Below are 12050 nucleotides of genomic sequence, written 5' to 3'. Positions count from 1 at the left end.
TAGGTTAATTTGTTTTAAGTTAATTTGTGTTAATTAGGGACAGAAAAGGTTGACAATTGTTTGGTTTAGATATATGAAACAAGCGATCGCTGAAAATGGATTTCCCTCATAAGCCAACAGAAATACATTTCCAGCGTGTTGCACTTCTCGAATAATCCGTAATCCAGCACTCACTGCTAAACGCTCTGCTGCAGATCGACTCACAGCATTTTGGAAGCGCACCACTAGCTGATTCGTTAAACCAAGTGCTGGTCTCTCTCCATGAGGCATAACAAGGGATGGCTGGACGTAAAACTTTTGATTTCGTAAAACTTCTATTTGAATCCACAAGATTTATTTAGAAATGTCTCTATAACCTCCATCAGACAGTTTCATTCTGAAGTTTCCCATAAAAAAAGAATTGATTATTTTTTACTTAATTATTAAGAGAGATTATATCATGTGCCCCCTCCGGGGGAGCTACGCTAACGTATAATCACTTATAATAAAGTATATGGTTTGTAGTAGGGCTGAAGCCCTATCTACAGTTCGGGCTGAAGCCCTACTACGAACTTTAATTATAATAACTATTTAACCGCAATTCGTAGCTCCCCCGAAGGGGGCACATAATATTAATCTTCAAGTGTACCTCACTATCCTAAAAAGTGCTGTAATTAAATGATTATAATAAAATTAAGGAAAATTATATAGCAATGATTAAAATTAGTAATGCAGTGTTATTGTTAGTTGTATTAATTGGAAAAGTTCTTGACCTATAAATAACTAATTAAATATTTCAGAAGTTTTATTTGTCGAAATATTTATAAGTAGAGACTGGTAAATTTTTCCCTTATGTATTATCAAACTTTAAATTAGCTCAAAAGTCAGTTATACTCAGTAACTTAAGGCGTTTTATAGCTAAATATGCAACTTCTTTTTTTAGCGTATTCTACTTAGTTGTCAGAAATTATTTAAATCGTAACTACTCTAATTTTATTGGTGGAATTATTTTCAACCTTTTCCACGCTCGCCTTGTGAAGAATGCACCTGATTTACTTATTTTATATCCACAAATAATTATTTAATTCTTATACACTAAGAAATTATTATATTTTAGGTTATTCTATCTTTACTTGTAACTATAGTCGCTTTTTTCTATTGCAATATTTAAGATGGAATCTTTATCTACAATGAGGTTAATATTTTGACTTTTGAGATGCCATTTGCACCTTTCCTCGAACTACAAAACGTAACAACCTGTCCACAGAACGACGTTCTTCTTCTGTGATTGATTCATCTAATATAGCGGCCATGAGGCCATAACAATCTGATTGGGTAAGATAAGAACTATCAGCTACAGAAACCATTATTTCGTTGATAGCGCCAGGGAGTAAGTTAACTTGAAGCATAAGAAAAACCTTGAACTCTATATTTTTATTTTCTCTTTTGTTCAGAGTTATGGGAGTGACTCATAAAGTCTTGCTGAGGTGAGAATGATGACTAAAGTATAGTGAAGTGAATAGCTGAATCTTTGTGATATCAGTCACTCTAGATATAGTTGAAGCCAGAAGTTAAAAGTTAAAAGTCAAAAGTTAAATTGTTGCTGTGACTATCACACCTGAAATGGTGGGTTGCGAGTTACGAGAGATTGTTTACAGCACTTTTAATTTGGGTAGATCAAAGTAGAGACGTCCTATAGAACCTCCCTATAAGGTTTTTGGTTGTGACGACATAGTTCATGTATCTGAAAAATGCTGTAATACATTTCACAAGGAAGGAGTGATGTGAGTTCTCTAACCCTAGACTAATCAAGTATTTTAGCTGTATCACGTCATTACCAGAAGGAAGCTATGTTTTTTGCCTCACTGGGATAAAATTAAAGCTGAACAATTAGGACATTAAACATAATGTTTGAACAACAACCAGAAGCTATTCAACAAAAAGTAAAGAAGTTGGCAACTGAATCACAAAAAGCAAATCCTACTGCATGGTTTGATATTTTATATTCTGAAGCTGAGGGTGATGCAGGACAAATACCTTGGGCACGTTTAACGACACATCCCTATCTACAAGAGTGGTTAGATATTTCTCAACCACAAGGAGAAGGACGTACTGCTTTAGTTATTGGATGTGGTTTGGGTGATGATGCGGAAGCTTTGGCAAAGTTGGGTTTTCAGGTGACAGCTTTTGATATTTCTACAAAGGCGATCGCCTGGTGTCAGGAAAGATTTCCTGATTCTTCAGTAAACTATTTGGTTGCCGATCTGTTGGCCTTAGATTCTGAATGGCATCGTAAATTCGATCTAGTAATAGAGTCGCGGACTATTCAAGCTTTGCCAGTAGAGATGCGATCGCAAGTTATTAACTGTATTGCTCCTTTAGTAGCAAATAGAGGTACACTTTTGGTAATTACTCGCATACGGGACAATGATTCTGTACCTGATGGCCCTCCTTGGCCTTTATCAGAGAAAGAACTTGCTGAATTTATAGAGTTAGGATTGCAAGAAGTTCGGCGCAATTTATTCTTATCTGAAGCGGGAGAAAAGACAATTAAACAAGTTTGGATTGAATATTGTTTATTTTAGGGAGTAGGGAGTAGGGAGTAGTTATATGATGTCCAGATAATCAGTTTTTGTTTGTAGTAGGGCTTGAGCCCTATCTAGAACTTAGGGCTCAAGCCCTACTACGAACTTTAATTATAACTATTCAACCGGACATGATATTAGGAGATCGGGCAAAGGAGTAGGGATTTTCGATAGAACGTCCCTACAACTAACAGACAAGATGCCTATTCTACAAAACTATAAATCCCTGACTCTTAGGAACTAACTTTGATTGTAATTGCAATCCTCTCTGCTGCACCAGATGGAACCAGCCATTTTAGTAGCGATCGCTTAATTTCTTCTACTACTTTTTTATCCTTCAATGTAGAAGTTTCATCATCTAAAATGACTCGAAGTAGGCGCTTACCTTTCACCTGCAACTCCAAAAATATTTCACCATTAATATTTGGTGGTATATTCACATTTTGTAGATGCTGTTGCAAATTTTCTTGTGCTGCTGCATCCAATCCCTTTACCTGAATAATTTGCAAAGTATTATCAGTGAGTTTGGCAGAATCTTTCTTTTTGATGTTTACTCTTCTGCTTCTTCCTAAAGACTCTGGATCGATGGAAACTGCTCTTTTCTTTTCTTTCTTCATCCAATCAGTTGTTTGAGGTGCTGTTGCTTCGACAGATTCAGGAATTGTAATCCCTCTTTCCCTTTCCTGACTCATAAAATCTGTTGTGTCTAAATCTGAAGTTTCAAATTTAGCCATACTCATCTTTGCATTTCCATAACGCGGACTGCTTCTTCGAGCCATCTTCTTGTAATTCCTTGCCATTCCAGGAGCTGCCAAAAAAGCTTGTACTTGAGGATGTGATGGAGGTGTTGCACCAATGCCCTGATAACTGACTCCTTCTGGCATTTCCACAGGAACTTCCACCGAAATACTCTTACTACCAGGTTCAACTCGCACCTCCTCACTCACTGCCACAAACGCCGTATATTCCGACAACAATTGATAACTCAAAGCAGTCTCCGTCACTTTATCTACCATCGACTTCTTCTCATAATCAAACATCTGATTCGTCAAATGTTTAATTTTTTGCCTTCCCCAAAGTTGAGCAACTGCCACATTACCAGACTCAGCAAAATTAATCGGGAAAGTCTGCTGATAAATTTCTCCTCCCGCAGCAATACCATTAACTTGTAACTCACCCGGTACAGCATCCTGTTTTCGCCCAAACAAAACTAAAGGTTGTTGGGCAAATAAATCTGGAATTGCCACCGGATAAATTTCTGGTGCTTCACCCTTACCATTCCAGTTAATGTCAATTTGAGTCAATACAGGATTATTAATTTGCTGGAAAAATTTCTCTGCTACTTCCTCAGTTGCTTCATCCTGTCGCACCACTCTCGCAATACCCCGCCCAATTTCTGCTAAACGGTTAATCAAATATCGATTCACCGAACTACCAACGCCAAAACTATAAAGTCGGTTGCCTGGTTGAAGTTTGTCTTGCACTTCTGCCAATACTGCTTTTTCATTGCCAATATAACCATCCGTCAACATGACAATACTCCGCAGTCTTCCCGCAGATGGGGATGGAAAATTCAAAACTTCGCGGATACCATTGAGCATTTCAGTGCCACCCCTAGCATTTAATCTATTGATATAGTTAATCGCAGTAGCAATATTTTTAGGTGTATTCGATAAAGGTGTTTCGGATAATTTTTTGGCTGTATTGGCAAAGTCGATAATTGTGAAAGTATCGTTGGGGTTAAGTCCGCGAACAAAATGGCGCATTAATTCTTGACATTTGAGCAGGGGATCTCCCATTTGCGAACCTGAAGTATCCATCAGAAAAACAACATCTTTGGGTACAATTTCATCGCTGCGATACCGTAAAGCTGGAATTAGATAAAGAGCAAAATGTCCGCCACGTTCGTCTGCTTGAGTTAATACTGTTGCTTTGGTATTATTACTGGCAACTTGATAGCGCAGGATGAGGTCTTTATTTGGGATAGTATCTTCGTTCCCTAATTTGACTGTGACAATTTCTCCCCGCTCAGATTTTTGAATTTGGTGAGATATGGAATGAACCTGAAAAATTGGCATCCCGCCATCTATTTCTACTGTGACACCAATATCATGTCCCGAACGAGTCGCCGGAGGAACTATTGGTGGGGTAATTTTACTAGCATCAGGAACTTCGTCTGTATCGCCACTTCCATCTATAGGCGTTCCAGGAATATAACGAGGCCCAACTACCATCGGAAACACAAATTCATAGTCGCCACCTTCAAACTTAAGGGAGTCTGTATAGCGAATAATCACATCTATTTGTTCCCCTGGTTTAATATTGGCAAGAGATTGAGTGAAAATATTGTCGCGCTGTTGTTCTAGTAGTCCAGCAGTACGTCCCTCTTGTTTAGCTTTTTGGTAAATTTGTTTTGCTTCTTCCCGTTTTTTGATATTGCCTTTAATCAGGCGATCGCCTATTTTTATTTCCATTTCATCGACAGCAGCTTCGTCTGGCAGTGGGAAGACATAAGTTGCTTCTAGGGCTTCGGTGAATGGGTTCTCAAATTTTTGAGTGACTTCGACGCGGGATAGGTTGCCCGCTATTTTGGCTTTAACTTCCGTGTGTTTCAGAGGAAAAGTCAGTTTCTCCTCTGAGGATAAAACGTATAATCCTGCAAGAGTTGGTGTATTTGTAGACATAAGTGTGTATGCTCCTAAAGAAATTAATTGGTTTTGTAATACATTAATTTCTCTTGTAGCATAATAAATTCAGAATTGTCTGTTAAGAATTGTGTATGATTATAGTCAGCAGATGGGACGAAGTTATGCTGAAATTATGCCTAATATAGAATCCGGATAATTAATATATCCAAGTCATTGCGACTGGAACGGAGTGGAAGGAAGCAATCTCAGAAGTTTAGGAGATTGCTTCCTATCGTCGCAATCACGACTTTTCAACCGGATTCTATATAATTTAAGAGGTGTTCCTTTAGAAGCTGTTTGTAAACTCATAAAAACCTCTCTCCAAACCTTTCTCCTGCGAGGAGAGAGGCTTTGAAACCCCCATTCCCTTGTAGGGAAGGGGGGCAGGGGGGGTTAGGTTTTTAGGATTCATCGGTTCTATGCAATACTTCTCAAACAGATTCTTAGATGGTTAATTATTTTATATCAAGTAGCTCAGATGGAAATAGAAATTGTGAGAGTTCTTAGTAGATATCGTAATTTAGATTGATGAAGAGGAAAGTTTATGATTAGCAGATAACAAATTAGGAACGTTGGATGTAGCGTCCCTAGTTTTGTTCAGTTATATTATGTTCGGATAATCACTTATAATAAAGTTTTTGTTTGTAGTAGGGCTTCAGCCCTATCTACAGTTCGGGCTGAAGCCCTACTACGAGCTTTAACTATAAAAACTATTTAACCGAACATGATATTACAGTTCAGTTGGAGAGATGGTTTGAATATGAACTTGTAGCCATTGGGTAAATGCTTCTCGATTCAATTCTCCAGAAGCTACTGCTAAAATCACTTGTTCTTGTTCATCCACAGAAGCATTTATTTCTAGTCCATTCAGGATTAAAAAAACTTCCATTGCTGCGTGTCATGTTCGTTTATTACCATCAATAAAAGGATGGTTCATAATAATTAAAAAACCGAGAGCAGCAGCTTTATCAATGACAGTTGGATATAAGTCTTCTCCAGCAAATGTTGCTTCTGGTTGTGCTACTGCTGACTCTAAAGCGGAAATATTGCTTATACTATTAGCTCCTCCTGTCTGGGTAATGATTTGCTGATAGCGAGTCATATAAAATCCGGATAATTACTATACCCAAGTCATTGCGACTGGAACGGAGTGGAAGGAAGCAATCTCATAGGTGCGCCGAGATTGCTTCCTATCGTCGCAATGACAACTATTCAACCGGATTTTATATCATACTAAGCGCTTATAGAGTTCAGAGTTTTTTGTTAATACATAATTAGCTGCTTGATTAAAGTCAGTTTGAGATTCTTCTAACCATTGGGTAATTTTTGATTCTAGAATTTTCTCTGGTGAGGTTTTCTGCTGGTTGGCAATTTTTTGAATATATTGGTATTGTTCTGTTGATAATTGTATAGTGATTTGGTTCATGGCACTATGTTATAAATACTAAAGATAGCTGATTGATTATGGCTAATTATTGATCTGAAGGCTGCTGTTATGCTGATCAGTGGTATCTGAGCGATCGCCAATAAAAAGTAGCTTAAACACCTATATGTTATAGTCTACAAGTCTCTGCTCGTGAGAACAGTGCTATGGCAGCTACACCAGCTGCTTTTCCATACGGTACTATTCTCGTCTCCGTTTTTGTTTCTGTCCTTGGTGGTATTGTCTTCCATGTTGGGGCATCAAACTTTACACCTCCTTTGTAAACCAATACCTCCCCGCCAGGTATCTCCTTGGTCGTAACTTCCTTGATCACCTCCCAAGGTGACTTACCATTTGTCAGGCCAGGTATCGTAGGAAGATGTCCCATGTAAGGCGTACTTTTGTTGAACGTTAGTTCTGAGTAACTCATCCATTTATTCCAAACAATAGCCCTCCTTTGACGCCATCCCACTTTTTCTGCAAACTTTTCCCATGTCTCTTTATTGTATGTTCTTTTTCCACCCAAATCCTGATAAATTTTCTTTTGTACAGAAAATCCAAACTTAGCACCGCTATATTTTACCCACAATTGGTTAATTGCATGGAGGTCTGTACAAGGAAAATTTGCTATATCTTTTATTCTAAGCCAACCTGCATTCTCTCGCCCTGCAACTATCAACATCCAAAAATCAGTTTCTTCATTCGCTTTTTTCCACTCTTGCTGACGAAGCAATATCTCTAATTTAGTATAGTCACCAACAAGTACAGGCAGAGAATCTGTGCCTATATCATCTATTGTGTCTGTACCTATATCATCTGTTGTGTCTGTGCCTATATCATCTGTTATGTCTTCGTTGACTTTATCTATTTTAAGTTTAAGCTGTTGAGAAATAGCAAGAGGCATTTCAGGCCAAATTTTATTTAAAGCTTCTACGGAAATAGCTAACCCTTCCGCTCCATCTTTCTCCATATTGGTAGCTACACCCAAAACACGATCGCTCATGTCAACTACAGGTGCCCCACTATAACCTTGACGAAGACGATCGCCTTCATTAATTAACAAATTCCAAGCTGTCACCGTTTCATTATTTTGACGAGCAAAACGCTTTTTCCCTAAACTTCCATTAACAGTTTCCAGCATGATATTTTTATTTTCACCATAGAGATAATGACCTGCTATCCGAAACTTTTGATTTTCTGCTTCGGATAAACTTATTAGCTGGAAAAGTGGGATACTCAGCTTTTCAACTCCTAAAACTGCTAAATCAAAACCATTAACATCTCCTGTGGCAACAACTTTTGCGGGAATATTATTAACCAATAAATTTTCCTCACCACCCACACCCTCAACAACATGGGCGCAGGTCAGTAAATAAGTATAATTATCTACCTTATAAAAAGCAAATCCAGTTCCAATAACATTTGCTTTTTTACTACTACTAATTAAAACAATAGATTCTTCTAGGGATGAACTCATTTAACTTTAATAGGTATATTTAAGGAAATACTGAATATTATAAATTATTGATGTACAATAGTAGCAAACTGTAAAGCAGCAAGGATATCGTCTCTTTCTAAATCATCATAGTCTTCAAGAATTTCCTCAATAGTCATGCCACTACTAAGCAATTCTAGTATAAATTCTACGGGATAACGCAATCCCCGGAGGCAGGGTTTTCCGTGACAGATGTTCGGGTTGATAGTGATTCTTTCTAGGAGTTTTTTGTTACTCATTTATTCTATTGTTAGTTAATTGAAACTTAAACTAAAAGCTCCTTACTAGGAATGGTTATATTTGAGCATTACATAATAATATAACACAAAAAAGGAACTTATTTTACCAGTAACTTTTAATTCTTTCTCAATTTATCAACAGAAAAACTATGTATGAAAAAAATAGGTAGACGATTTCCAAATATCCCCTACCTCATAAAAAGTTTATCCCTGCATCTGTAGCAAAATCCCTGTCTTGCACCCCTAATTCCAACTTACAAACTTTTCTGTTTATTCTTAGCAAATTTCAATAATTCTTGAGCTTCTTCATAATAAGTTGTTCCTGGTTGAACATTCTCTAACTGATTAATAATTTGCTGTAACTTACTAGCAAGTAAACCTTGATTAGAATTATCAACAGCATATTTTTGCCAATCTGCAATTAAATCTTTACCCCGCTTAAAAGCATTTCCTGACTCCCTTTCTGCTTGTAAACGCATTTTAGCTTCACTCAGTTTTACTTGATATTCTGCCAATTTAGTTTGTGCTGCCACATAACTTGGGTTATCTACAGAAATTTTCTGTAATTGACTAATTGCTTTTTCCCATAAACTCACCGCTAGTTGCAATTTCTGTTCTGGATAAGGTTCATCTTCAGAAATTTTGCCTGCTTGCAAAACAAATTGTCTAGCTGCTTCAATTATCACATCACTACGTTTACTACCATTAGCTAAACCCACCTCTGCTTGAAAATCTCGCTTAGTTGCTGCTAATTGTGGTTTTGCCATTTTTGCAGCAACAGTAGTAGGTGGAATTTGTGCTAACTTATCTATTCCCATTTGCCAGTTAGCGATCGCCTCATTTTTTTCTGTTGAGGTTTCAGCTTCCAGATATTGTTGTTTAGCTGTGGCAATTTTTTGTTCCGCCTCCGTTAATAATGTTTGAGCATTTTTTTCTTGAAATACCTTCGCCTCCATTCGCCCTACCTGTTTTCTCGCTGTTTCAAATTCATCCAGTGTAAATTTCCAAGAACAACTGAAAAAAGTACAGTATCTTTGAGGATAATAACCTAAAAACCAAACAGGCAATTCATCAAGATGTTTTTGTGCTAAAACAACTTTCTCAGCACCAAAATTAATATCTGCACTAGAAGTTGCTTTATTAATTAATTGATCCGCTTGTTCAACATTAGCGATCGCCTCCCGATAGTTATAATCCATATTTATATAACTAGGAATCAAAATTATTGGTACTACTCTAGACACAGGTTTACGAATCATTGGATAGGGTAAATTTGCCACCCAAACTATTCCTGCCATTCCCACTAATGCAGCAGGTATCCAAGCAATTTTACTCAAAATTCCTGGTGGTTTATTTGCTTTAGCTGCTTTCTGAATAACTGTCTCGCTAAAATTGGGAAATTGGTCTTTTACTAAATAACTTAACTCTTCTTCTTTTAGGGGTTCTCCTGATTGGAAAGTTAACTTATCCAATCTTTTCATTACTATATTTTTTCCCACTTCCCCAACCAAATCTTCTTTGGCACATTTGTCAACTTCTACCTCTAATATTTTGTAGGCTCGATTATATAATCGTGACATATTTTTACCTCTAACATTTACTTAGGTTTCCGGATAATTAAGTCATAAAAAAGTTTCTGTTTGTAGTATTGCTCTAGCCTAAAGAAAATAGAGCTATAGCAATACTAGGAGCGAAAATAATTCAATAACTCTTCAATCAACTGGAAATGGTATTACTTATATTATAATCTTTAGATAACTCATCAGTCCAGTAGCTAATTTAATAGGAGCTATATCCAATGGTTGCTCAAGCTAAAAGTCAACTAATGACTCCTAAAGAATATCTGGAATGGGAGTAAAAATAATCGATTAAATACGAATAGATAAAGTCAGCTTAACTCTACAGAAGTTAAATTTTCCAATTGAAATACTTGATGAAGATGTGGTTAAATAAAGTAGGGGCGGGTTAAACCAAAAGCATTTATTTCAAAACAATAAAGTCTTATAAACCCGAACCCTAAATACAAGGTTGGGTTCAACTGGGAGGGTGTTTACCTGGTTTTATGATACTCCCATTAATTTAACACTGAGCCCACCCCCTACATCTGCAATATTTTATGTTTTCCTAGCTTCTTCTATTCTGACTTCTGACTGCTGTCTCCTGACTCCTTCTCCAATCTAAACATATCGTGTCAAATTCACCCGATAACGTTCTTTTTTCGTAATAGCAACATCCCCTACTTCTAACCTCCCTTTACTTCTAATTGCAATTAAATCTCCAGACTTAACTTGATAACTTGCCTGACTAATTTCTTTCCAATTAACCCTTACATCTCCCCCATCAATTAAGTCAACCATTTTACTGCGAGACATTCCAAAACCTGCCGAAGCAACAGCATCTAATCTCATTGAAGCTTCCACAGTTGTTAACTCTTTCTTTTTCGGTTCTCTTATTCTTAATTCACTAAATTCTAGAGGTTTAACTTTAACAGGAACAGACCGAACTTGTTGGAGATTCATTATTAAATATTCCACCAGTTCAGGAACAACAATTGCCTGGGCACCTCGTTCTCCCAAAACAATAATATCCCCTGTTTTTTCTCTGACAATTCCAGTACCTAACATTGAACCAAGAAAGTCTCGGTGAGTAGCAGTATCAAACAAAAAATTTCCCTCAATATTAATAGCTTTTAATTCCACACTCGAAGGATCGATAGGTAATTCTGAACGAGCGATCGCTAATCTTTTGCGTTCAGCTTGAGGATACCCACCCCATGAAACTATTTCTACTTCAGTTAACTTCTGAAAAATTCTTTCTGACTCAAATATTTCCGGCGGTGATAAAAAATCACTCTGAGTAATTTCCCAAGTTTTAATAGCTTGTTCAGCTAAGTCTATTATTCGGGTAATTGTTTCCCGATTTTCGATTCCTTTAAGTAGTTCTTCTTTTGGTAACATATTTTTTATAAGTAAGAAGGAAGAGGTAAAATGGCAGAAGAAATAAATTAAAAATCAGGTGGAAAGATAATATTTTTCTCAGCCTCTTTTTTGTTAATTCAAAGTTTTACCCTGTCTGATCAATTATCTAAATATTTTTTTGCTATCTTATAACAAGCGTGATAAATGTTTGTCACATAAGGTAGAGACGTTGCATACAACGTCCCCAGGTGAAAAGGAAGAAAGCTTGAGTTATCTTGGAGAGAAGGAGTAAATATTGAAAAAAAAGGGGGAAATGATAGATATAGCCATCTAAAATATATTGGAGCAGCTATTCTTCAGCATATCCGACAAGAGGTACTTTTTTGTAGCATTCTTTTTTAAAAGTGGTATTAGTTTTATCAGACTTTAACTAAGTACAAGTCATGTTTGAAAGATGATATTTATCTCAACTTTTTTGATTAATTCCCAGTTTAATATTCTCTAAAAATTAGCTGTACATTTTTAGTTTAGCCCACCACTATTATAAATCATTTAGATTGAATCTGCTGTTATGTATAACTGTCTCTAAAATATCCTCCTGAGAGAGTGTTTTTCATTAATTGATAATTGATAATGGATAATTGATAATTACCTCTGGTTAAAACCGTTCGGGAATTGAAGATAAGGAAATATCCTAGCACTTTTTTTCCCCTTAAAAGGGGAG

11 protein-coding genes are annotated in these 12050 nt (G+C 36.7%); 1 reads left to right on the top strand and 10 read right to left on the bottom strand.

Annotated features, from left to right (window positions below; translation table 11 throughout):
- Positions 1-33: 33 nt before the first annotated feature.
- Together ACP6PL_RS05730 and ACP6PL_RS05725 are read right to left on the bottom strand one after the other, a co-directional pair.
- Positions 34-330 carry a hypothetical protein gene (locus ACP6PL_RS05730; RefSeq protein ID WP_426543456.1) on the bottom strand — a complete coding sequence of 99 codons (297 nt, stop codon included), beginning with the start codon at positions 328-330 and terminating at the stop codon, positions 34-36.
- A gap of 845 nt (positions 331-1175) precedes the next feature.
- Complete coding sequence (locus ACP6PL_RS05725; protein ID WP_426543454.1) at positions 1176-1388, bottom strand: hypothetical protein; 213 nt, start codon at positions 1386-1388, stop codon at positions 1176-1178.
- A gap of 498 nt (positions 1389-1886) precedes the next feature.
- On the opposite strand from ACP6PL_RS05725, the gene ACP6PL_RS05720 reads away from it, so the two are divergent.
- Positions 1887-2564 (top strand): class I SAM-dependent methyltransferase, encoded by a 678-nt coding sequence (locus ACP6PL_RS05720; RefSeq protein ID WP_426543452.1) that lies wholly within the window; start codon positions 1887-1889, stop codon positions 2562-2564.
- A 233-nt stretch (positions 2565-2797) separates the two neighbouring features.
- Here ACP6PL_RS05720 and ACP6PL_RS05715 read toward each other — a convergent pair whose 3' ends face one another.
- The 8 genes from ACP6PL_RS05715 to ACP6PL_RS05680 all read right to left on the bottom strand — a co-directional run bounded on the left by ACP6PL_RS05715 (position 2798) and on the right by ACP6PL_RS05680 (position 11365).
- Positions 2798-5248 carry a VIT domain-containing protein gene (locus ACP6PL_RS05715; protein ID WP_426543450.1) on the bottom strand — a complete coding sequence of 817 codons (2451 nt, stop codon included), beginning with the start codon at positions 5246-5248 and terminating at the stop codon, positions 2798-2800.
- 733 nt (positions 5249-5981) lie between these two features.
- Positions 5982-6140 (bottom strand): hypothetical protein, encoded by a 159-nt coding sequence (locus tag ACP6PL_RS05710; protein WP_426543449.1) that lies wholly within the window; start codon positions 6138-6140, stop codon positions 5982-5984.
- 9 nt (positions 6141-6149) lie between these two features.
- Positions 6150-6353, bottom strand: coding sequence for a type II toxin-antitoxin system death-on-curing family toxin (locus ACP6PL_RS05705; protein WP_426543447.1), 204 nt, complete (start codon positions 6351-6353; stop codon positions 6150-6152).
- Between the two features lie 126 nt (positions 6354-6479).
- Complete coding sequence (locus ACP6PL_RS05700; protein WP_426543445.1) at positions 6480-6677, bottom strand: DNA-binding protein; 198 nt, start codon at positions 6675-6677, stop codon at positions 6480-6482.
- A gap of 127 nt (positions 6678-6804) precedes the next feature.
- Positions 6805-8151 carry a GUN4 domain-containing protein gene (locus tag ACP6PL_RS05695; protein WP_426543443.1) on the bottom strand — a complete coding sequence of 449 codons (1347 nt, stop codon included), beginning with the start codon at positions 8149-8151 and terminating at the stop codon, positions 6805-6807.
- 44 nt (positions 8152-8195) lie between these two features.
- A complete protein-coding gene (locus ACP6PL_RS05690) occupies positions 8196-8408 on the bottom strand; it encodes a DUF433 domain-containing protein (RefSeq protein ID WP_426543441.1) in 213 nt (70 codons plus the stop codon).
- Positions 8409-8662: 254 nt separating this feature from the next.
- The gene (locus ACP6PL_RS05685; RefSeq protein ID WP_426543439.1) at positions 8663-9988 is read right to left on the bottom strand and encodes a hypothetical protein; all 1326 of its coding nucleotides are present in this window, start codon (positions 9986-9988) and stop codon (positions 8663-8665) included.
- 597 nt (positions 9989-10585) lie between these two features.
- On the bottom strand, positions 10586-11365 hold the full coding sequence (locus ACP6PL_RS05680) for a photosystem II electron transport protein, Sll1252 family (RefSeq protein ID WP_426543437.1): 780 nt from the start codon (positions 11363-11365) through the stop codon (positions 10586-10588).
- Between the last annotated feature and the right edge of the window lie 685 nt (positions 11366-12050).

Source organism: Dapis purpurea BLCC-M126 (assembly GCF_050015975.1).
In the GTDB taxonomy this organism is placed as follows: domain Bacteria; phylum Cyanobacteriota; class Cyanobacteriia; order Cyanobacteriales; family Microcoleaceae; genus Trichodesmium.
This window is presented reverse-complemented; position numbering and strand designations above follow the sequence as displayed.